At 27.1% G+C, this 21,939-nt stretch carries 21 protein-coding genes; 16 read left to right on the top strand and 5 right to left on the bottom strand.

What is annotated here, in order from left to right; genetic code table 11:
• Complete coding sequence (aspS, locus tag BQ2505_RS07580; protein WP_074017156.1) at positions 1 to 1,782, top strand: aspartate--tRNA ligase; 1,782 nt, start codon at positions 1 to 3, stop codon at positions 1,780 to 1,782.
• 173 nt (positions 1,783 to 1,955) lie between these two features.
• On the opposite strand, the gene BQ2505_RS07575 is transcribed toward aspS, so the two are convergent.
• The 4 genes from BQ2505_RS07575 to BQ2505_RS07560 all read right to left on the bottom strand — a co-directional run bounded on the left by BQ2505_RS07575 (position 1,956) and on the right by BQ2505_RS07560 (position 6,045).
• Positions 1,956 to 3,401, bottom strand: coding sequence for a TrkH family potassium uptake protein (locus tag BQ2505_RS07575; RefSeq protein WP_074017155.1), 1,446 nt, complete (start codon positions 3,399 to 3,401; stop codon positions 1,956 to 1,958).
• Between the two features lie 12 nt (positions 3,402 to 3,413).
• Positions 3,414 to 4,490 carry a glycosyltransferase family 9 protein gene (locus tag BQ2505_RS07570; RefSeq protein ID WP_074017154.1) on the bottom strand — a complete coding sequence of 359 codons (1,077 nt, stop codon included), beginning with the start codon at positions 4,488 to 4,490 and terminating at the stop codon, positions 3,414 to 3,416.
• A 5-nt stretch (positions 4,491 to 4,495) separates the two neighbouring features.
• A complete protein-coding gene (pssA, locus tag BQ2505_RS07565) occupies positions 4,496 to 5,275 on the bottom strand; it encodes a CDP-diacylglycerol--serine O-phosphatidyltransferase (RefSeq protein WP_074017153.1) in 780 nt (259 codons plus the stop codon).
• A gap of 527 nt (positions 5,276 to 5,802) precedes the next feature.
• Complete coding sequence (locus tag BQ2505_RS07560; protein ID WP_074017152.1) at positions 5,803 to 6,045, bottom strand: hypothetical protein; 243 nt, start codon at positions 6,043 to 6,045, stop codon at positions 5,803 to 5,805.
• Positions 6,046 to 6,208: 163 nt separating this feature from the next.
• Here BQ2505_RS07560 and hisR point away from each other — a divergent pair, with 163 nt between their 5' ends.
• The 14 genes from hisR (at position 6,209) to gltS (ending at position 20,153) form a co-directional block, all read left to right on the top strand.
• A complete protein-coding gene (hisR, locus tag BQ2505_RS07555) occupies positions 6,209 to 7,003 on the top strand; it encodes a histidine racemase (RefSeq protein WP_074017151.1) in 795 nt (264 codons plus the stop codon).
• Positions 7,004 to 7,110: 107 nt separating this feature from the next.
• Positions 7,111 to 7,386 carry a preprotein translocase subunit YajC gene (yajC, locus tag BQ2505_RS07550; protein WP_074017150.1) on the top strand — a complete coding sequence of 92 codons (276 nt, stop codon included), beginning with the start codon at positions 7,111 to 7,113 and terminating at the stop codon, positions 7,384 to 7,386.
• Positions 7,387 to 7,832: 446 nt separating this feature from the next.
• Positions 7,833 to 8,861 carry an N-acetylmuramoyl-L-alanine amidase family protein gene (locus tag BQ2505_RS07545; protein WP_074017149.1) on the top strand — a complete coding sequence of 343 codons (1,029 nt, stop codon included), beginning with the start codon at positions 7,833 to 7,835 and terminating at the stop codon, positions 8,859 to 8,861.
• Positions 8,862 to 8,866: 5 nt separating this feature from the next.
• Complete coding sequence (locus BQ2505_RS07540; RefSeq protein ID WP_083232331.1) at positions 8,867 to 9,292, top strand: hypothetical protein; 426 nt, start codon at positions 8,867 to 8,869, stop codon at positions 9,290 to 9,292.
• A gap of 20 nt (positions 9,293 to 9,312) precedes the next feature.
• Positions 9,313 to 11,256: a DNA mismatch repair endonuclease MutL gene (gene mutL, locus BQ2505_RS07535; protein WP_074017148.1), complete on the top strand. Its 1,944-nt coding sequence runs from the start codon at positions 9,313 to 9,315 to the stop codon at positions 11,254 to 11,256.
• A gap of 8 nt (positions 11,257 to 11,264) precedes the next feature.
• Positions 11,265 to 11,732, top strand: a complete 468-nt coding sequence (locus BQ2505_RS07530) for a 23S rRNA (pseudouridine(1915)-N(3))-methyltransferase RlmH (RefSeq protein ID WP_074017147.1) — start codon at positions 11,265 to 11,267, stop codon at positions 11,730 to 11,732.
• An 87-nt stretch (positions 11,733 to 11,819) separates the two neighbouring features.
• Positions 11,820 to 12,155, top strand: coding sequence for a hypothetical protein (locus BQ2505_RS07525; protein ID WP_083232330.1), 336 nt, complete (start codon positions 11,820 to 11,822; stop codon positions 12,153 to 12,155).
• A gap of 15 nt (positions 12,156 to 12,170) precedes the next feature.
• A complete protein-coding gene (locus tag BQ2505_RS07520; RefSeq protein ID WP_074017146.1) occupies positions 12,171 to 13,418 on the top strand; it encodes a tetratricopeptide repeat protein in 1,248 nt (415 codons plus the stop codon).
• A 20-nt stretch (positions 13,419 to 13,438) separates the two neighbouring features.
• Complete coding sequence (gene lysS / locus BQ2505_RS07515) at positions 13,439 to 14,920, top strand: lysine--tRNA ligase (protein WP_074017145.1); 1,482 nt, start codon at positions 13,439 to 13,441, stop codon at positions 14,918 to 14,920.
• Between the two features lie 214 nt (positions 14,921 to 15,134).
• Complete coding sequence (locus BQ2505_RS07510) at positions 15,135 to 15,515, top strand: CidA/LrgA family protein (protein ID WP_074017144.1); 381 nt, start codon at positions 15,135 to 15,137, stop codon at positions 15,513 to 15,515.
• On the top strand, positions 15,493 to 16,185 hold the full coding sequence (locus tag BQ2505_RS07505) for an LrgB family protein (RefSeq protein WP_074017143.1): 693 nt from the start codon (positions 15,493 to 15,495) through the stop codon (positions 16,183 to 16,185). The genes BQ2505_RS07510 and BQ2505_RS07505 overlap by 23 nt, the downstream gene beginning before the upstream one ends.
• A 10-nt stretch (positions 16,186 to 16,195) precedes the next feature.
• Positions 16,196 to 16,804 carry a copper homeostasis protein CutC gene (locus BQ2505_RS07500; protein ID WP_074017142.1) on the top strand — a complete coding sequence of 203 codons (609 nt, stop codon included), beginning with the start codon at positions 16,196 to 16,198 and terminating at the stop codon, positions 16,802 to 16,804.
• A gap of 443 nt (positions 16,805 to 17,247) precedes the next feature.
• A complete protein-coding gene (locus BQ2505_RS07495) occupies positions 17,248 to 18,786 on the top strand; it encodes an AbgT family transporter (protein WP_074017141.1) in 1,539 nt (512 codons plus the stop codon).
• Positions 18,787 to 18,953: 167 nt separating this feature from the next.
• Positions 18,954 to 20,153 carry a sodium/glutamate symporter gene (gene gltS, locus BQ2505_RS07490; protein ID WP_074017140.1) on the top strand — a complete coding sequence of 400 codons (1,200 nt, stop codon included), beginning with the start codon at positions 18,954 to 18,956 and terminating at the stop codon, positions 20,151 to 20,153.
• 329 nt (positions 20,154 to 20,482) lie between these two features.
• Here gltS and BQ2505_RS07485 read toward each other — a convergent pair whose 3' ends face one another.
• Entirely contained in the window at positions 20,483 to 20,758 is a 276-nt protein-coding gene (locus BQ2505_RS07485; RefSeq protein ID WP_074017139.1) for an HU family DNA-binding protein, read from the bottom strand.
• Between the two features lie 260 nt (positions 20,759 to 21,018).
• Here BQ2505_RS07485 and ctlX point away from each other — a divergent pair, with 260 nt between their 5' ends.
• Positions 21,019 to 21,939 carry a citrulline utilization hydrolase CtlX gene (gene ctlX / locus BQ2505_RS07480; RefSeq protein ID WP_074017138.1) on the top strand — a complete coding sequence of 307 codons (921 nt, stop codon included), beginning with the start codon at positions 21,019 to 21,021 and terminating at the stop codon, positions 21,937 to 21,939.

Below are 21,939 nucleotides of genomic sequence, written 5' to 3'. Positions count from 1 at the left end.
ATGCTTTATAGAACTCATAATTTGGGAGAATTAAGAATAGGAGATATTGGAAAAACTGTAACTCTATCTGGTTGGGTAGATACGAAAAGAAATGTTAGTACTAGTTTGACTTTTATTGACCTAAGAGATAGAGAAGGAAAAACTCAATTAGTTTTTAATACTGAAAATTTACCAGAAAAAGTACTTGAAGATGTACAAAAATTAAAATCTGAATCTGTTATAAAAGTATTAGGAGAAGTTAAAGAAAGATCTAATAAAAATTTAAATATTCCAACTGGAGAAATAGAAGTATTTGTAAAAGAAATAGAAGTATTAAACTCATGTGAAACTCTTCCATTTCAAATTTCTGGAGTAGATGATAATTTAAGTGAAAATATGAGACTGACTTATAGATATCTTGATATAAGAAGAAGCAAGATGTTAAATAATTTAAAGATGCGTCATAGAATGATAATGTCTATAAGAAATTATATGGATCAAGCTGGATTCTTAGATGTAGATACTCCTATACTTACAAAATCTACACCAGAAGGAGCAAGAGACTTCTTAGTTCCTAGTAGAACGAACCCAGGAACATTCTATGCTTTACCTCAATCTCCACAACTTTTTAAACAACTTTTAATGATAGGTGGAGTTGAAAAATACTTCCAAATAGCAAAGTGTTTTAGAGATGAGGATTTGAGAGCAGATAGACAACCAGAATTTACTCAACTTGATATTGAAATGTCATTTGTTGAAAAAGAAGATGTAATGAATGAAATTGAAGGTTTAGCAAAATATGTATTTAAAAATGTAACTGGAGAAGAAGCAAATTATACTTTCCAAAGAATGCCTTATGCAGAAGCTATGGATAGATTTGGTTCAGATAAACCAGATTTAAGATTTGGAGTTGAACTTAAAAATTTATCAGAATTAGTTAAAAATTGTGGTTTTAATGCTTTTAGTTCTACTGTTCAAAATGGGGGATTAGTTAAAGCTGTTGTTGCACCTAATGCAAATGAAAAATTCTCAAGAAAGGTTATTTCTGAATATGAAGAATATGTAAAAACATATTTTGGGGCAAAAGGCCTTGCTTACATAAAACTTACAGCAGAAGGAATAAGCTCTCCTATTGCTAAATTCTTATCAGAAGATGAAATGAAAGCAATAATAGAAAAAACAGAAGCTAAAACAGGAGATGTAATTTTTATAGTTGCTGATAAGAAAAAAGTTGTACATTCAGCTTTAGGAGCATTAAGATTAAGAATAGGAAAAGATTTAGAGTTAATTAATAAAGATGATTTCAAATTCTTATGGGTTGTAGATTTTCCAATGTTTGATTATGATGAAGAAGAACAAAGATATAAAGCAGAACATCACCCATTTACTTCAATAAAAGCTGAAGATTTAGAAAAATTCTTAGGTGGACAAACAGAAGATATTAGAACTAACACTTATGATTTGGTGTTAAATGGTTCTGAAATAGGTGGAGGTTCTATAAGAATATTTAATCCTCAAATACAAGCTATGGTATTCGATAGATTAGGTCTTTCACAAGAAGAAGCAAAAAATAAATTTGGATTCTTCTTAGATGCTTTCAAATATGGAGCTCCTCCTCATGGTGGACTAGCTTTTGGAATTGATAGATGGCTTATGGTTATGTTAAAAGAAGAATCTATAAGAGATGTAATTCCATTCCCTAAAACAAATAAAGGACAATGTCTAATGACAGAAGCTCCTAATATTGTTGATGATAAGCAATTAGATGAATTATTTATTAAGTCTACTTATGAAAATAAATAAGTATTATATGAAATAAAAGAATAAAGAAAGAGACTATTATATATGAAATAGTCTCTTTTTTCATTCTATAGAAAAGTATAGATTAAATGGTTATTAGTCTCTGTCGTCCGTATTAGTTCGAAGAGCCTGTTTTATTGACTTGTAAAACTAATACAACTATTAGGTTATTTTATTTAATCAATTTTTTTATAAATACTAGGAGAGAATAATATTAAAAGTGGAATTATTTCTAATCTTCCTAATAACATTCCTAAAGATAAAACAAATTTTGTAAAATTACTATATACTGAAAAGTTTGCAGCTGTATCATCTAATCCAGGTCCTATATTGTTAAATATAGATAGTACAGAAGAGAAAGCTGTTAAAAATGTAGAAGAATCCAATGAAACAAGTAATAACAAAATTATAAAAACAGAAAAGTATAGAACAAAATACGAATTAACTCCATTTATCATTTCTTTATCAATAGTTTTTCCTTCTAGTTTCATATTTAATACTTTGTTGGGATGTCCTACTTTTTTAAATTCACGAATTACTTGTTTAAAAATAATAATAACTCTTGAAACTTTAAATCCACCAGCTGTAGAACCAGCACAACCTCCAACAAACATTAGAAATAGAAGTATAGTTTTTGAAAAAGTTGGCCAAGAATTAAAATTAGCCGTTGTATATCCTGTAGATGTAATAATTGATGATACAGTAAAAAATACATCTCTTATTAATTGAGAGACAGAGTCATACATATTTGATATATTTAAACATATTAATAATGTAGATATAATTATAAAAGAAAAATAATATTTAGCTTCTTCACTTTTAAAAACTTGTTTTATATTTCCTAAAATTAAAAGATAAAATAAGTTAAAGTTTAATCCAAAAGCTAACATACCAAAAGCTGTTACATAATCAATATAAGCACTATTATAAAAAGCTATACTGGCATTTTTTGAACTAAATCCACCTGTTCCAGCAGTACCAAAGGCATGGATACAGGCATCATATAGTGACATTCCCCCCAAAACATAAAGAATTATCATTATTATAATCATAGCAATATAAATTATATATAAAATTCTAGAATTGTAACTCATTTTAGCAACCATCTTACCAACAACTGGTCCTGGAACTTCGGCTCTTATAATATGAAGAGACTGGTTATTTCCTTTAGGAAGAATAGCTAAAACTAAAACTAAAACTCCCATTCCTCCAACAATATGAGTAAAACTTCTCCAAAAAAGTATGGATTTACTTAAATGTTCTACTTCCGGTAATATTGTAGCTCCTGTTGTTGTGAAACCACTAACACTTTCAAAAATAGCTTCAATTATATTTGGGATACTTCCACTAATAATGAAAGGAAGAGCACCAAATATTGAAATAAGTAACCATGATAAAGAAACAATAAAAAATCCTTCTTTTGAAAAGAAACTTTGCTCTTCTGGAGGCTCTTGAGCTAAAAAATAACTAAAAATACACAGTATTATAATTGGTATTATATAAGAAATAGATATCCTTAAACCTTCCTTATAGTATATGCTTATAGCTAAGGGGAAAAGGAATAAGAACATTAAAATTCTAAATAAATTAGATATAACGTAAGATATTATTTTTGTATTCATTAAAAACTTCCTTTATTTCTTTTTATTATTTTCAAATAGTTCATCAGCCATTTTTATAATAGTATCAACATCTATTAAATTAAATTGTTCTTCAGCTGTCATTTTAATAAAATCTTCTTCTGATGTATTTTTTATTTTAATCATATCATAAGGAGAAATACCAGTATTTTTTTTATCAGGGAAAGGTAACCATTCTTTTTTATCTGCACTAGGATTAAATATTGCAAAAGTAGAAATACCTACACCTTGAGCTAGATGTCTAGCTCCTCCTTCGTTTCCTATATAGTAGTCACAGTTCTCTAATAGTGGAACTAAATCTTTAATTGTAGTAGTTTCAATACAAGAGAAAATGTTTTTATTATTTCCCATCTCTTTATGAATACTTTGTATATCATTTTTTTGGTCAGGAGAATAGAAAAATATAATTTGGGCATCATATTTTGCAATTAAGTGTTCAACTAATTTTTTCATTTTTTCTATAGGGTATATTTTGTGAGCAACTCTTGAAAAAATTGAGAAAGCAACAACTGGTTTTGATAAATCAACACCAGCTTCAATTAAAAGATTATTGTATTTCTTTTTTTCTTCCTCACTTGATTTAAATTCAAAGCTGTAATCTTTGATAACTTTAAATCCATTTTTCTCAAATGGAGGAAGTAATTGATTTAAAAATTTATCAATTTTATTTAAAGATTCTGTTTCTTTCATTTTATAATTATAAAAGAAACCTCTTTTTTTCTTATATCTACCAATTCTAAATGTACTTTTAGTTGAAAAAGCACAAAAAAGTTCACTTTTTGGAGTAGACATAATATCTATTACAATATCATATTTTTTTCTTGTAACATTATAGACTTTTTTGAAATATTTAAAAATATTTTTTTGTTCATCTTTTTTTATTGTAATCACATTATCTATATATGGATGATTTTCAAAAAGAGGAGCTACATCTTCATATAAAACAAAATCCACTTTTGAATTTGGAAAAGTTAATTTTAAAGAATGACATAAAGGTAGACTTAATATAGCATCTCCTATTCTTTTAAATCTTACAACTAAGATATTTATATTATCATTTTGTGAAAACATAAATATTACTCTCCTTTTTCTTCATCATCAATTTCAATTTCTATAAATTCATCAACAGAAGTATCATTTTCGTTGCTTAAAAATCTTTTATTAAAGTATGAAATTATATTTAATAAAACATATAAATATGAAATTATAAATACACTGTAATCTAAAGTCCAGTACATAGTGATTAAAAGAGCTAAAATAAGTCCTAAAGCAACTTTTTTAGGAATAAATGAAAAAGTTTTATCTGGAGTTTTAAAAGGTATAGTACTTACCATTAAACTTGCAGATATAACTGAAATACCTATGAAAACTTTAATATCAAATAAATTTATTAAAAATTTTTCATAAACTACATTACAAATCATAACATATGAAACAACCATAGCTGCTGCATTAGGAATTGGCATACCACTAAAGTCACCTTTTTCACTTGATGCAATATTAATTATATTAAATTTAACAAGTCTCATAACACCACATAAAGCATACAAAAATGAAACTGGGACTATAAATGGACTTGAGGGAACTTTCGATGATAAAATTGAATATATTAACATAGATGGAGCTAATCCGAATGAAATAGCATCGCTAAATGAATCAAATTCTTTTCCAAATTCACTAAAAGCATCTAGTGTTCTTGCTGTTTTACCATCTAAACCATCACAGACCATTGCAAGTAATATAAATAAAATTGCTGTATTAAAATTTCCTTTTATTGATTCAGTTATACTTAGATAACCTAAAAACATATTACCGGCTGTTATTAAATTAGGAGCTATATATTTTTTCTTTACCATAATTATGTACCTCTCTTTTATTTTTATTTAGAACTTTTTTATTATAACATTTTTTCTATATTTTATCAAAAATTATAGTTTTTCAAATAAATAGCTTCACTACTTAAATTTTAATTTATCAACCTTATTATAGCCCCTGATAGCCGTATGAGTTCTACGAGCTCAATAAACACAGGCTCTTCGAACTAATACGGACATCGGGGCTATCTTTTGGATAATTTAAAAATAAGTGAGTTATTTTTCCAGATTTTAGATTAAAAATCAAATAGAGTGAGCCGAACAAATCTTGGCGTGTCTGAGCTAACTTGTTAGCGAGTTTTGCCAAATTTGTAGCGAACTCTTGATTTTTAATCGTTAAGAAATCTGGTTATAACGAACTATTTTTAAATCAACAAATTAAAATTTTGTAAATAAATAAAGTCCCTTGATGGTCATATAGTTGCTCAATAAAAATTGTTTAACTAATATGGGTATCAGGGACTAATTTTTGATTTTTTAGTTTGTATCTTCTTTATAGATTATAAATATTACTTATTTTTTCCGGCTGTTAAAACATTTTCAGCATCAAAAGCATGACAAGGAGTAACAGCATGTATCATACCACAATGTGGACATTCAAATGCAAAAGTAGTCATTGTTATTTCTTTTCCACATTCTTTACAAGCAAAAGTTAAAGGGAAAGGCATGTTTTGATCACTAAATCCCATCATTTTTAATTTTGCTAGAATTTGCATTCCATCGTCAAATTTTCCAGAACAACCATCGTGCATAGTTTTACCTCCAAATTAATTTAAAATTTATTAATATTATAAATTATTATTAAAAAAATGTCAGTAACAAATGTTACATAAAAATAAGATTTTTTTTGTTAATAAAAATAAAAAATGTTATACTAATTAAATAATAAAAAACAATTTTAAGGAGGAAATTTTTATGGAAAAAAAAGTGCAAGTTTTAGATTTTATTAAGATTAATCCTGCTGGAAATGTTACAATACTTATTGATAATTTTGATATTTTGGACAAAAACATTCCAAAAATATCAGAAGAAATCATGAAAGAAACAAATCTTTATGCTGAACAAGTAGGATTTATAAAGGATAATCATCTTCAAATGATGGGGGGAGAATTTTGTGGAAATGCAAGTAGAGCTTTTGCAAGTCTTCTGGCTTTTAGAGATAAAGATTTTTCTAAAAAGAAAAATTATAGTATAACTTGTTCTGGTGAAACAAAAAAAATAGATATAGATGTAAGAGAAGGAGAAACTAAAAATAAGTTTTTAGCTAGGATAAAGATGCCTAAATTTAAAAGTATTGAAGAAATTAATTTAGAGGGCTATAAATTAGGACTTGTTAGATTTTCTGGAATAAGTCATTTTATTTTTAATATAGAAGATAGTAGAGAAATAGATTTTAAAAAAATTATAGATCTAGTTAAAGAGTATTTAACTGATCAAGATTATTCAGCTTTTGGTATAATGTTTTTTAATGATAAAAAATTATTTATGAAACCTTATGTATATGTGAAAGAAGTAGAGAGCGGAGTATATGAAAATAGTTGTGCTTCTGGGACAACTGCAGTTGGTTATTATTTAAAAAAATATAAAAAAATGGATCGAGCTAGAATTAATCAACCTAATGGGTGGTTAGAGTATAGTATTGAAAATGATGAAATTTATATAGATGGACCAGTTGAAATAATAGCAGAAGGAAAGGTGTACTTAAAGTAGTAATTAGTATGAAAAATATAAAAATAAGTTAAAATTTATAATTTGCAATAGAACTTTATTCATGTTATACTAAAAAATATATCTTACGTAGTAGTTAAGGAGGAAATATGCAAGAATTATTTGCTAAATATGGAAGTACAGGAATAATAGTAGTTGTTTGGGTAGCAATATTTTATTTTTTAATACTTAGACCTAATAAGAAAAAACAAAAACAACAACAAGAACTTTTTAATTCTTTAAAAGAAGGTACAGAAATTGTTACTATAGGAGGAATAAAAGGAACTATTGCATTTGTTGGGGAAGAGTATGTTGAAGTAAGAGTTGATAAGGGTGTTAAAATGACATTCAGAAAGTCAGCTATCGCAACTGTATTAAACAACTAATGAAAATAAAAACGGCATTTTTGTCGTTTTTATTTATTTTAATTATATTGGGAAAGCATAAATTTTAATTTGTTGATTTAAAAATAGTTCGTTATAACCAGATTTTTTAACGATTAAAAATCAAGAGTTCGCTACAAATTTGGCATCAGTAAGAAGCTCTAAATGAACAAGTTCATTAAAAGCTTCTAAGATCGCTAACTTGCTAACAAGTTAGCTCAGACACGCCAAGATTTGTTCGGCTCACTCTATTTGATTTTTAATCTAAAATCTGGAAAAATAACTCACTTATTTTTAAATTATCCAAAAGATAGCCCCGATGTCCGTATTAGTTCGAAGAGCCTGTGTTTATTGAGCTCGTAGAACTCATACGGCTATCAGGGGCTATAATAAGGTTGATAAATTAAAATTTAAGTATAAAAATTTATAATGAATTATAAAGGAAAAATATGATAAGAAAAATAATAATTATAGCGACATTTTTGATGACTTCTTTATTTTCTTACTCAGCTAAATTAAAAGATGTAAAATTTACAGATGGACTTTTTTCAATAAATTTTGCATCAAACGATAATGAAACTTTAGTTAGTGCAGATGAAGATTCAAGACTAATATATGTTGAAATTCAAAATATAGATGACAAGTCTTTTAAATTATTTACAGAATCATTAAAAGAAGATATGAAAAATTCTAATTTGTTTGAAGAAGTAATGATTGAAAAAGATAAGAATTCGGTATCTATTACTCTACAATTAGCTACTAAAGTTGCTTATACTATGGATTCTAATAATAAAAAAATAGAACTAGCCTTGCAAAAAGCATTAAAAAATAAGCATTTAATAATTTTAGATCCGGGACATGGTGGAAAAGATCCAGGAGCAATGAGAGGAAATATAAGAGAAAAAGATATTGTTCTTTCTGTTGGTAAAAATCTTAGAGATAGACTTGCTAAGGATTTTAATGTAATTATGACAAGAGATTCTGATTTTTTTGTTGTTCTTAGTGAAAGACCAAAAATAGGAAATAAAAATAAAGCAGCCTTATTTGTAAGTATTCATGCAAATGCTTCAGAAAATACTAGTGCTAATGGAGTAGAAGTCTTCTATTTTTCAAAAAAATCATCTCCATATGCTGAAAGAATTGCTAATTTTGAAAATAGTATAGGTGAAAAATACGGAGAAAGTAGTGATAAAATAGTTCAAATTTCAGGTGAGTTAGCTTATAAGAAAAATCAAGAAAATTCTATAAGATTAGCAAAAAAAATAGCTTCTAGTATTGCAACTGGAGTAAATTTAAAAAATGGTGGAGTTCATGGTGCAAATTTTGCTGTTTTAAGAGGATTTAATGGAACTGGGGTATTAATAGAATTAGGTTTTGTGAGTAATCAATATGATTCATCTATTTTAACAGACTCTAATTATCAAGAAATAATAGCAGATGAAATAGCTAGTTCAATAAGAGAATATTTAACGAGGTGATTACTTTGGGAAAAATAAAAGTTAATAAAAAAAATAGTACATTGATTTTATTGGCACTAACTGTATTACTGGGGTTGGGAAATCTTGTTTTGCCATCAAAGGAAAAGATTTCAGAAGTAAAAGTTAGGAAAATAGAAAAGGAAGAGGAAAATTTACAAAAAATAAGTGGGTATTTTGTGGAAAATGATTCAAGTCAACCTCAAGCTTATGAACTGGAAATGAAAACTGATACAGATGAAAATATGCTAAAAAATTTAATAACAGATATCGTGAAAAAATATTCTTCAAGTTTGGATTTGATAAATATTTATTATGGGGATAATATTATTTTTCTTGAGCTTAGTGATAAAAATATTTCAGATAATTTACTACAAGCTTTAATAATGACAATAAAAGAAAGAACAGGTATAGATAATATTCAAATGTTATAAAGTGAATACTGGAGGTAAATATGGGACGTATTAGAATTTTAGATGAAAGTGTTTCTAATGCAATAGCAGCCGGAGAAGTTGTAGAAAATCCTACTAGTATGATTAAGGAACTATTAGAAAATTCACTAGATGCAGGGGCAAAAGATATAAAACTTGAGGTTTGGAATGGTGGTTTAGATTTATCTCTTAGTGATAGTGGACATGGTATGCAAAAAGAAGATTTACTTCTTTCAATAGAAAGACATGCAACTAGTAAAATTTTTACAAAAGATGATTTATTTAATATAAAAACTTATGGATTTAGAGGAGAAGCCTTATCTTCTATAAGTGCTGTTTCAAAAATGATAATATCTTCAAGAACAAAAGAAATGGAAAATGGAGTCCAAATGAATGTTCTTGGTGGAAAAGTAACAAATCTTAAAGATGTACAAAAAAATATTGGAACTCAAATAGAAATAAAAGATTTGTTTTATAATACACCTGCAAGAAAAAAATTTTTAAGAAAAGAAAGCACAGAATATGTGCATATAAAAGATATATTTTTAAAAGAGGCTTTAGCTAATTATAATACTAAATTTGAGTTAAATATTGATGGGAAAACTAGTATAAAAACTAGTGGAAATGGAATAGAAAATACAATCCTAGAAATTTTTGGAAAAAATCATTTGAAAAATTTATCAAAGTTTTCTTTAGGATTTTTAGGAAATGCAAATTTATATAAATCAAATAAGGACTCTATTTTTGTATTTATAAATGGTCGTTCTGTAAAATCTCAAATAATAGAGACTGCAATAATTGATGCTTATCATACAAAATTAATGAAAGGAAAGTATCCCACAGCCATAGTCTTTATAGAAGTCGATCCTACAGAGATTGATGTAAATGTTCACCCATCAAAAAAAATAGTAAAATTTGCTAATCAATCTGCTATTTATGATCTAGTAAAAGGAGAAATAGATAAATATTTTATCGATGATGAAAACTTTATATCTCCACATATAGAAGTTGAAGATACAGAACAAGAAAGAGAGACATACCATAATAATTTCAACCAAAAAGTTGAAGAATTAAAAGAGAAAAATAATTTAAATCTTTTGAATATTGAAGATTTTAAAGAGGAAATAAGTAAAGAAAATAATGTCTATAAAAAAGTAGATCAATTATCTGTCATAGATAGAGAAGAAATGATAAAACCTAGTATATTGGTTGAAGAAGGAATTAATAATAAATTTAAAGAATATAGCTTAAATGAAAAATATTTTGATGATAAAAAAAATACAGAACCTACAAATTTTAATACAGAAAAGTTAGAAGTTAGTGAAGAAAAAAAAGTTTATGATTTTAATAAAAAAGAGATTAGGATAGGAAAAGTTTTTGATGACTTTTCAGAATTAAAAAATATAGATTTTAAAGTTATAGGACAAATTTTTGATACATTCATACTTGTTGAAAGAAAAGGAATGTTTGAAATTTATGATCAGCATATAATACACGAAAGAGTTTTGTATGAAAAATTAAAACAGGAATATTACAATAAATCTATTCCAAAACAAAGTTTATTGGTTCCATTAAGATTTGAATTAGATCCCAGAGAAAAACAGTTAGCTTTAGAAAACACAGAAATTTTTTCTAGTTTTGGGTTTGATATAGACGACTTTGATAAAAATGAAATTTTGGTTAGAGCTACTCCTATTATGGATTTGAGAGATAGTTATGAAAATATTATAAAAGAAATTTTGAATAATCTTTCAAAAAATAAAGATGTAGATATTAGAGAAAATATAATAGTATCAATGTCTTGTAAAGGAGCAATAAAAGCTAATCATAAATTAAAAATGGAAGAGATGTATAGTATGGTGGCAAAGTTACATGAGGTTGGAGAATATACATGCCCACATGGAAGACCTATAATAGTTAAAATGTCTTTGACAGACTTAGAAAAAATGTTTAAAAGAAAACTTTAGGAGAAAAATTGAATATAAATATTATTTGTGTTGGTAAAATAAAAGACAAGTATATAAACGATGGAATAGCTGAATTTCAAAAAAGAATGACAGCCTTTTCCAATCTTCAAATAATTGAAGTTAAAGAGTTTACAAAAGAAGGAAATATTCAACTATCAATAGAAAAAGAAAGTGAGGAGATATTGAAAAAAATCTCCAAACAAAATACTTATACAATTTTACTGGACTTAAAAGGAAAAGAAATTGATTCAAAAGGAATGTCAGACTATATAGAAAAATTAAAAAATACGGGGATTAGTACTATAAACTTTATTATTGGTGGTTCTGACGGAGTTAGTCAAAATTTAAAAGATTCAGTGGATATGAAATTGAAATTTTCACACTTTACATTTCCACATCAATTAATGAGACTCATACTTATGGAACAAATATATAGATGGTTTTCTATTTCTAATAATATAAAGTATCATAAATAAAATAAAGAGGTATGTAGGAGGTAGCTTATTAAAGACAGATTTATTTTAAAATTTGAAGATAGTTATGGAGAAAAAACTTTTGAGAAATTGAGCGGTGAATTAATAGGAAAATTAGAAAAAAATATAGAAAGTTTTTTTATAAATATGTTTTCAGATAAAAATGAATATAGGATTCAATTTAAAAGCAATGAAATTTATATAGAAAGAAAAACTAGTAAAAAGAATAATTTGTGTATAAATTTTTTAGGAGAAAAAAAAGATTTTGTTTATGAAGATAATGATTTTAAATATAATTTTTATGTGCTTGGAGAAGATTTTTCAATAGATGAAAAAAATAATATCTTGTTTTTTTCCTATAAACTGTATGATAGTAATGAAAATGAGATTAATACAATAAAAATGTCAATAAAACATTTAAAATAGTGAGGAGGAGATTATATGAAGTCAATAAAAAAAATATTAATCTTTTGTTCGGCATTATTTTTAGGAGCTTGTACAAATTTAGATTTTGGTCTAAATAAACAAAGCACAGGTCCTGTTAAAGAAATAAAAACTTTAAATGATAGTCCATACGGAGATGAAAATAATAGTAAAAAAATAGAAAATCAAAAAGTAGAAAAAGAAGAAGTTGTAAAGAAACAAGATTTCAGTTCAATAAGTAAGAAAACTACAAATGAAAGTATAAATGAATACTTAGGTGAAATAAAAACAAATTTAAAAACTGAAGTACAATCAGTCCAAGATGAAATTAAAAATAATTATATAGTTTATATGGGAGAGACATTAGTTATCCCACTTCAAAATGAAAATAGTTTGAAGGTAACTTCAGTACCTAGAAATGCAATAAGTAAAGCTAGCATTTCCAATAAAAAAATTAATTTTAGAAGTATATATAAAGGAAATTATGTAATAACAACTTATCTAAATAATGAATTAGCTAGAAAAATTAGTATTTTAGTTGAATCAAAATATAATTTTTCTGAAAATGAAATTTATGATATAATAATCAAAAATTCTAAAGAAAATAATAAAAATTTAGAAAATTCAATAACTTTATATAAAATGTTATACCCAACAGGGAAATATTATAAAGATGTAAATTATCTTTTATTAAAATATGGTTATGAAAATAAAAATGATATGGTGATTAATGAAGCTTTTGTAGCAATCAGAAATAATTTTACTTCTTTTACTGATAATGAAAAAATTTATATTTTAAAGCTTGCAAAAACTTTAGAAAAGGACATAGTAATTCCTTCATCAATGTATAATACAACAAATCATGAGTTAAAAAAAGCATTGGATAATTACATTGGTAATAAGACAGAGCCAACTTTAGAGGATTTAAAAGAACAAGCTGTTGAGGCAACAGTAGAATTAAAAACCAAATTAAAAGATAGTATGAGTAATTTAGTTGGGGAACTTGGAAGTAATTCAAAAAAAGACGGTTTTTTTGAAAAAATAATAAAGAATGTATCATCTGATCCTAAGCAAGAAATAAATAATTTAAAAAAGGCATTGTCAACAGAAAAATCAGGAGACAAAAAGTCAGAAATATATTATAATATAGCAAGTTTATATGCAAAACAAGGGAATAAAGTTGAAGCGACTAAGTATTTAAAATTGTTAAAACAAGAATTTCCGGATAGTAAATGGATAAAAAAAGTTGAAACACTTATAAAATAAGAATTTTGGGAGGACTAAATATGGAAAAATATTTTGACAGGTTAGAAAAGGAGCCTTTAATTGCAGAAAGATGGAAAAAAATTGAAGAATTAGAAAGCTATGGTGTAAAACCTTTTGGAAAAAAATATGATAAACAATTTATGGTAGGAGATGTTTTAAAACATAATCCAGAAGAAAATTTAACATATAAAACAGCTGGAAGAATAATGTCTTTAAGAGGAAAAGGAAAAGTTTATTTTGCTCATATAGAAGACCAATCTGGGAAAATCCAAGTATATATTAAAAAAGATGAACTTGGAGAAGAACAATTTGATCATATAGTTAAAATGTTAAATGTTGGAGATATAATAGGTGTAGAAGGAGAATTGTTTGTAACTCACACTGAAGAGTTAACTTTGAGAGTAAAAGGAATTTCTCTTTTAACTAAAAATGTAAGATCGTTACCTGAAAAGTATCATGGTCTTACTGATGTTGAAATCAGATACAGAAAAAGATATGTAGATTTGATTATGAATCCAGAAGTTAGAGAAGTTTTTATAAAAAGAACTCAAATTATAAAAGCTGTAAAAAAATATTTAGATGATAAGAATTTCTTAGAAGTTGAAACTCCTTTAATGCACCCAATTTTAGGAGGAGCAGCTGCTAAACCTTTTATTACTCATCATAATACTTTAAATTTAGATTTATTTTTAAGAATAGCACCGGAACTATATTTGAAAAAATTAATAGTTGGTGGATTTGAAAGAGTTTATGAATTAGGAAGAAACTTTAGAAATGAAGGGATATCTACAAGACATAACCCAGAATTCACTATGATAGAATTATATCAATCTCATGCAGACTTTAATGATATGATGGACTTATGTGAAGGTATAATATCTACTGTATGTCAAGAGGTAAATGGAACTACTGAAATAGAATATGATGGAGTTCAATTATCACTAAAAAAATTCAATAGAGTACATATGGTTGACATGATTAAAGAGGTTACTGGAGTAGATTTCTGGAAAGAAATGACTTTTGAAGAAGCTAAAAAAATAGCTAAAGAACATCATGTTGAAGTTGCAGATCATATGGATAGTGTTGGACATATTATAAATGAATTTTTTGAACAAAAATGTGAAGAAAGAGTTGTACAACCAACATTTGTTTATGGACACCCAGTTGAAATTTCTCCACTTGCTAAAAGAAATGAAAAAAATCCTAATTTTACTGATAGATTTGAGTTATTTATTAATAAAAGAGAATATGCAAATGCTTTTACTGAATTAAATGACCCAGCAGATCAAAGAGGAAGATTTGAAGCACAAGTTGAAGAAGCAATGCGTGGAAATGATGAAGCAACACCAGAAATAGATGAAAGTTTCGTAGAAGCTCTTGAATATGGGTTACCACCTACAGGGGGAATGGGAATAGGAATAGATAGACTTGTAATGTTACTTACAGGTGCACCATCAATAAGAGATGTAATTTTATTCCCACAAATGAAACCAAGAGATTAATAAATTTTAGATGAGCTAAGATTTAACACACAGTACAGAGTTTTTCTTAACTCTGATGTGTGAAATCTTAGCTTTTTTTTATTTTATATGAAGCATAAAAATTAAATAATGAAAATTAGTCTCTGAAGTTCATATTAGTTTTAAGGGCTTGTATTTATTGAGCTCGTAGAACTTGTATGATTATAAAGAGACTTTATTTAGATACGGAGGAATTATGTTAAGAGAATTTATTATAATTTTTATAATAAATTATATAGGTACTATTATATCGAAAACTTTAGCTTTACCTATACCTGGGACAATTATAGGTCTGCTTTTGTTATTTGTATTGTTGTACTATAAAATTATAAAATTAAATATGATAGAAAATGTAGCAAATTTTTTATTAGCTAATATGACAATTTTTTTTATGCCACCGACAGTTAAAATAATGGATTCATATCAATTATTACAAGGAAATTTTATAAAATTTGTTGTTTTAATAATTGTATCCACTGTCATAACAATGGGAGTTACAGGGAAAGTTGTTCAATTTATGATAGAACATTTAGAAAGAAAGGAGAAAAAGAAAAATGAAAGAGATATTAACCAATAATGTGTTTTTTGGTATAATTTTGACATTAATTGCTTTTGAAATAGGGCAATGGTTATTTAAAAAAACACAATCTCCAATCTTTAACCCATTTCTAGTTGCTGCAATTTTTGTAATAGGGACTATATATTTCTTTAATATACCAACAGAAAATTATGCTAGAGGGGGAGACACAATACTTATGCTTTTATCCCCAGCAACAGTAGTTTTAGCAGTTCCATTGTATAAGCAATGGGGCTTATTTAAAATTTATTTTATACCGGTGCTAGTTGGAGCTGTTGCAGGTTCATTTGTCGGAATAATAACAGTTATTATATTAGGAAAACTAATGGGAATTAACGATGGTTTAATATTTTCACTTATGCCAAAATCAATAACAACACCGATAGGAATTGAAGTTAGTACAATGATAGGAGGAATACCTGCTATAACAGTTGTAGGTATCATAGTAACAGGAATAACAGGTAATGTAAGTGCTCCTTTAATTAGTAGAATATTTAGAATAAAACATTCAGTAGCTGTGGGAATAGGTATAGGAGTATCTAGTCATGCAGTTGGTACATCAAAAGCAATGGAAATTGGGGAAATAGAGGGTTCGATGAGTGCATTATCGATAGTTTTTGCAGGAATTTTAACATTAGTATGGGCTCCAATTTTAAAATTTTTAGTATAGAGGTGATAAAATGATAAAAGAAGCTTGTGTAGAATCTTTTGAAAAAGCATTAGAAGCTCAAAATAAAGGAGCAAATAGAATAGAGCTTTGTGAAAATTTAGCTGTAGGAGGAACTACTCCATCGTATGGTACAGTAAAAATATGTCTAGAAAAATTAAATATTCCTATTTTCCCTATGGTAAGGGCAAGAGGAGGAAATTTTAACTATTCAAAAGATGAAATAGAGATTATGAAGGAAGATATAAAACTATTTAAAAAAATAGGAGTAAAAGGAATTGTTTTAGGTTGCTTAACGAATGATAATAAGATAGACTTAGAAACTACAAAAGAATTGGTTGACTTGGCTTATCCTATGGAAGTAACCTTTCATAAAGCAATAGATGAAATATCTAATCCTTTAGATTATATCGATGCTTTGATAGATATAGGTATAAAAAGAATTTTAACTTCTGGTGGAAAAGCAACAGCACTTGAAGGGAAAGATCTGATAAATGATATGATAAGAAAATCTAATAAGAAATTAAAAATTGTTGTTGCTGGAAAAGTTACAAAAGAGAATCTAAGTGAATTATCTAGCTTAATTAGCTCTGATGAATTTCACGGGAAACAAATTGTGTAAATGAGATAAAAAGATGTAACACTTCTTAATATATTTTATAAAAAAGTCTCAAAGTCATATGAGTTCTATGAGCCCATAAACATAGCATCTTCGAACTAATATGGATGTCAGAGACCATTAATTATTATTAATTTATAATTTTATATATAATAAAAAAAGTCTCTTGACAGCCGTATGAGTTCTACGAGCTCAATAAACACAGGCTCTTCGAGCTAATACGGACGTCAGAGACTAATAAACATTTAAATTTATACTTTCCTTATAAATAAAAAAAGAATAAAAAGTTGCTTTTTATTCTTTTTTATATTATTATAGTAAATATACCAACTAAAAAAATAATGCAAATTTTTCTATATTCAAACTATACCGTCAAAAATAAATCAATCAATAGATAAATTTAATAATATAAATAACATATAAAATAAAATTTTTAAGGAGGAGTTATGGAAAAAGAAAAGAAAAAAGGAATACAGAGATTTTTAGACTTTATTGAAAAAGGAGGTAATAAATTACCACATCCATTAACATTATTCTGGATATTTTGTCTTGTAATAGCAATAATATCTGCTATTGCTGCTTCTTCTGGAGCTTCGATTACATATGAAGCCTTTGATAAAAAAGAAGGAGTAATAAAAGAGACTACACTGGTAATAAAATCATTATTGGATGCAGAAGGAATAAGATACATATTCTCTTCTATGGTAAAAAACTTCACAGGATTTGCACCACTAGGAACAGTTTTAGTTGCACTTATAGGGATAGGAGTGGCAGAAGGAAGTGGTCTTATGGGAGCAACAATGAAAAAAGTTGTTACAGCCACACCTAAAAAAGCTTTGACTGCTATTGTTGTTCTTGCCGGAGTAATGTCAAATATTGCATCAGATGCTGGTTATGTTGTACTAATTCCTTTAGGAGCAGTTGTATTTTTAACTTTTGGAAGACATCCCATAGCAGGACTTGCAGCAGCTTTTGCCGGAGTTTCTGGTGGATTTTCTGCAAACTTGTTACTATCTACAACTGATCCATTACTTTCTGGAATAACAACAGAAGCTGCAAAATTATTAAGACCAGATTATTTTGTAAATCCAGCTTCAAATTATTATTTCATGGCTGCCTCTACATTTTTGATAACTATTCTAGGTACTTTTGTAACTGAAAAAATAGTTGAACCTAGATTAGGTGAGTATAAAGGAGAAATAAAAGTAGACCATAATGAATTAACAAATCAAGAAAAAAAAGCATTAAGATGGGCTGGCATTTCTTTAGTAATATTCTGCATAGTTATAGGGATAATGGCATTTCCTAAAAATGGAATTTTAAGAGTTGATGGAGAATTAAAACAATGGACCCATGATGGCTTAGTTCCAACTTTAATGTTATTTTTCTTAATTCCAGGAATAGTTTATGGGAAGGTTTCTGGAACAATTAAAAATGATAAAGATGTTGCAAAAATGATGGGCTCATCATTGGCAACAATGGGAGGTTATTTAGCTTTAGCTTTTGCTGCTTCACAATTCGTTGCATATTTTTCTTACACACATTTAGGAACTTATGTTGCGGTAAAAGGAGCAGACATACTTCAAAGTATAGGGTTGACAGGTATTCCTTTAGTAATTTTATTTGTGTTGGTATCAGCTTTTATAAATTTATTTATGGGTTCAGCTTCAGCAAAATGGGCTATAATGGCTCCAGTATTTGTACCTATGTTAATGCAATTAGGATATAGTCCAGAATTTACTCAGTTAGCGTATAGAGTGGGAGATTCATCAACAAATATAATTACTCCTCTTATGACATATTTTGCAATGATAGTTGCATTTATGCAAAAATATGATAAAGAATCAGGAATGGGAACTTTGATATCTGTAATGCTACCATATTCAATAACTTTCTTAATAGGATGGACATTATTCTTAGTAATATGGTTTGTAAGTGGTTTTCCTATTGGAGTAGATGGAGTAATTCGTTTAATAGGAGCATAAAAATAAAAAAATAAAAAACATAAAAAATACTATTGTTTGTTTTTTGAATTAATAGTATTTTTTTTGTAATTATTAGTTTTTTTTAACAACTAAATATTGACTAATAATCTTTTTTGTTGTATTATTAGTTTGTAATAAAAATTATTTGTTAGTTTAGGAGGATTTATATGTTAGAACTAAAGTTTACAATGGAACAAACAATAGGATTTGCAATTATTTTATTGTTGATTGGAAGATGGATTAAAAGAAAAGTACCTTTCTTTGAAAAATTCTTTATACCTGCGCCAGTAATCGGAGGTACATTATTTTCACTTTTGTTATTATATGGACATACAAGTGAAACTTTTACAATAGAATTTGATTCTGGAATAAAAAATTTATTAATGGTAGCTTTCTTTACAACAGTTGGATTTTCAGCTAGTTTGAGAATACTTAAAAAAGGTGGAGTAGGGGTAGCATTATTCCTATTAGCAGCAGTTATTCTAGTTATACTTCAAAATATTTTAGGAGTATCAATGGCAAAAATGTTTGGAATAAATCCTTTATTAGGTCTAGCAGCTGGATCTATCCCTCTAACAGGAGGACATGGAACATCTGGAGCATTTGGTCCTTACTTAGAAGATTTAGGAGCAACAGGAGCAACAGTTGTTGCAGTTGCATCAGCAACATATGGATTAATATCTGGATGTTTAATAGGTGGACCTATTGCTAGAAGACTTATGATTAAAAATAATTTAAAACCTACAGAAGGTGCAAATGGAATGGATGCTTCTCTTTTAGGTGAAGACCATCCAATAAGTGAAGATAGAATTTTCTCTGCAGTGGTTTATGTTGGAATTGCAATGGGAATAGGAACAAGTATAAATCCTATATTAAAAGAACACGGAATAGTTTTACCAATGTATATTGCTTGTATGGTTATAGCAGCTATTATGAGAAATATAGTAGATGGAATGAAAAAAGAATTACCATTTAATGAAATTGGTATAGTTGGAAATATTTCTCTATCATTATTCTTATCAATGGCATTAATGTCAATGAAATTATGGGAACTTGCAGCACTTGCTGGACCATTAGTTTCTATCTTATTAGTTCAAACAGTATTAATGGCAATATTTGCTTACTTCGTAACTTTCAATATTATGGGAAGAGATTACGATGCAGCAGTTATGGCTTCAGGACACTGTGGATTTGGATTAGGAGCAACTCCAAATGCTATGGCTAATATGGAAACATTTACAGCAGCAAACGGTCCTTCAATAAAAGCATTCTTTATAATACCAATAGTTGGATCATTATTTATAGATTTCTGTAATGCAGCTGTAATTCAATCATTTGCAAACTTTATAGTAAGTCGTGGATGGTAAAATAAACAAATAATTAAAAATAAAGAGCTATTATGTAGTAATAGCTCTTTTTTAATTCTATAGGAAAGTATAAATTTAATATGAAAATTAGTCTCCGACGTCCGTATTACTCTGGAGAGCATTTCGGTGAGCTCGGAAGAGTCATACGGCTGTCAGGAGACTTTTTTTATTTATTTATTTGTAGCAGTATGAGTTCTACAAGCTCAATAAACATAGGATCTTTGAACTAATATGGACATTAGAGATTATATTTTCCTTATAAATAAAAAAACTATTACAAATAATGTAATAGTTTGTTAAAATTTTAAAAATTAGTCTTTAAATAAGTATTAGTTTAATTTATCTAAAAATGCTTTACCTGGTCTAAATTTAACTGATTTTCTAGTTCCTATTTTAACTTCTTCACCAGTTTTAGGGTTTCTTCCAAGTCTAGGTTTTCTTTCAACTACTTCTAATTTACCCCAGTTAATTATACTTAAACTTTCTCCTTCAAGTAATAATTTTTCGATAGAATCAAATATAACATCTACGCTTTCTTCAGCTTTAGTTTTAGTGTTAAAAACTCCTTTTTCAAATAATAATTTTGCAAATTCTTTTTTTGTCATTTTTTAAGCCTCCTAATAAAATAAAATACGATTGTAGTATATTTTATACCATAAAATTTTAAGTATTTCAAGTGCTTTTATAAAAAAAAGAAAAAAACTTAAAATGTAGTATGAGGGGAATATATTTATTGGTTTAAAGCTGAGAAGAGACTTTATTTTAATTATTTGAGCAAAAAAGTAAAATATTAAAATAGTTATTGCTTTTTTCTATCAAAAATAATAAACTATATTGAAAGATTTAATAATAAATGGAGGAAATTATGAAAAAGAATATAACAAATAAAATCTTAATGGTAAGACCAGCTTTATTTGGTTTCAATGAAGAAACGGCTATCAATAACCATTACCAAAAAAAAGATAATAAGCCAGTTCAAGAAATTCAAAATTTGGCATTATATGAATTTGATAAAATGGTTGAGAAATTGAAGAAAGTTGGAATAGACGTAAAAGTAATGCAAGATACTAAAGTTCCTCATACTCCTGATAGTATTTTCCCAAATAATTGGTTTTCAACTCATTATAATAACACAGTTGTTCTTTATCCAATGTTTGCAGAAAATAGAAGACTTGAAAGAACAGAAAATTTATATACTTTTTTTGATGATATAGATACTTTAAATATTGTTGATTATTCATACTTAGAAAAAGAAAATATATTTTTAGAAGGAACAGGTTCACTTGTTTTAGATAGGAAAAATAAAAAAGCATATTGCTCTTTATCAGAAAGAGCTAATGAAGAATTATTAGATATTTTTTGTGAGGAAGCAGGGTACAAAAAAGTAGCTTTTCATTCATATCAAACCGTTGGAGAAATTAGAAAACCAATCTATCACACAAATGTAATGATGTCTGTTGGAGAAAAATATGCTATTTTATGTGCTGATAGCATAGACAGTGGAAGAGAAAAAGAAGAGGTCATAAATCAATTGAAACTAGATGGTAAAGAAATTATTTTTATAACTGAAGAACAAGTTGAAAAGTTTCTTGGAAATACATTAGAACTTAGAAATAATGAAGATGTTAATGTGTGTGTAATGTCTATGTCAGCTTATAATGCTTTGACAGAAAATCAAAAGGCTACACTTGAAAAATATGATGTAATAGTACCGGTTGATGTTCAAACTATAGAAAAATATGGTGGAGGTTCAGCTAGATGTATGATAGCTGAATTGTATATTTAA

Source organism: Fusobacterium massiliense (genome assembly GCF_900095705.1).
GTDB lineage: Bacteria > Fusobacteriota > Fusobacteriia > Fusobacteriales > Fusobacteriaceae > Fusobacterium > Fusobacterium massiliense.
Note: the sequence above shows the minus strand (reverse complement) of the source record. Positions and strands in the feature narration are given on the sequence as shown.

Coding starts and splice junctions, on each gene's coding strand:
- ctlX (WP_074017138.1), top strand. CDS start 21,019: ATGAAAAAGAATATAACAAATAAAATCTTAATGGTAAGACCAGCTTTA.
- BQ2505_RS07570 (WP_074017154.1), bottom strand. CDS start 4,490: ATGTTTTCACAAAATGATAATATAAATATCTTAGTTGTAAGATTTAAA.
- BQ2505_RS07520 (WP_074017146.1), top strand. CDS start 12,171: ATGAAGTCAATAAAAAAAATATTAATCTTTTGTTCGGCATTATTTTTA.
- BQ2505_RS07495 (WP_074017141.1), top strand. CDS start 17,248: ATGGAAAAAGAAAAGAAAAAAGGAATACAGAGATTTTTAGACTTTATT.
- aspS (WP_074017156.1), top strand. CDS start 1: ATGCTTTATAGAACTCATAATTTGGGAGAATTAAGAATAGGAGATATT.
- BQ2505_RS07560 (WP_074017152.1), bottom strand. CDS start 6,045: ATGCACGATGGTTGTTCTGGAAAATTTGACGATGGAATGCAAATTCTA.
- pssA (WP_074017153.1), bottom strand. CDS start 5,275: ATGGTAAAGAAAAAATATATAGCTCCTAATTTAATAACAGCCGGTAAT.
- BQ2505_RS07545 (WP_074017149.1), top strand. CDS start 7,833: ATGATAAGAAAAATAATAATTATAGCGACATTTTTGATGACTTCTTTA.
- BQ2505_RS07510 (WP_074017144.1), top strand. CDS start 15,135: ATGTTAAGAGAATTTATTATAATTTTTATAATAAATTATATAGGTACT.
- BQ2505_RS07575 (WP_074017155.1), bottom strand. CDS start 3,401: ATGAATACAAAAATAATATCTTACGTTATATCTAATTTATTTAGAATT.
- yajC (WP_074017150.1), top strand. CDS start 7,111: ATGCAAGAATTATTTGCTAAATATGGAAGTACAGGAATAATAGTAGTT.
- lysS (WP_074017145.1), top strand. CDS start 13,439: ATGGAAAAATATTTTGACAGGTTAGAAAAGGAGCCTTTAATTGCAGAA.
- mutL (WP_074017148.1), top strand. CDS start 9,313: ATGGGACGTATTAGAATTTTAGATGAAAGTGTTTCTAATGCAATAGCA.
- BQ2505_RS07505 (WP_074017143.1), top strand. CDS start 15,493: ATGAAAGAGATATTAACCAATAATGTGTTTTTTGGTATAATTTTGACA.
- gltS (WP_074017140.1), top strand. CDS start 18,954: ATGTTAGAACTAAAGTTTACAATGGAACAAACAATAGGATTTGCAATT.
- hisR (WP_074017151.1), top strand. CDS start 6,209: ATGGAAAAAAAAGTGCAAGTTTTAGATTTTATTAAGATTAATCCTGCT.
- BQ2505_RS07485 (WP_074017139.1), bottom strand. CDS start 20,758: ATGACAAAAAAAGAATTTGCAAAATTATTATTTGAAAAAGGAGTTTTT.
- BQ2505_RS07500 (WP_074017142.1), top strand. CDS start 16,196: ATGATAAAAGAAGCTTGTGTAGAATCTTTTGAAAAAGCATTAGAAGCT.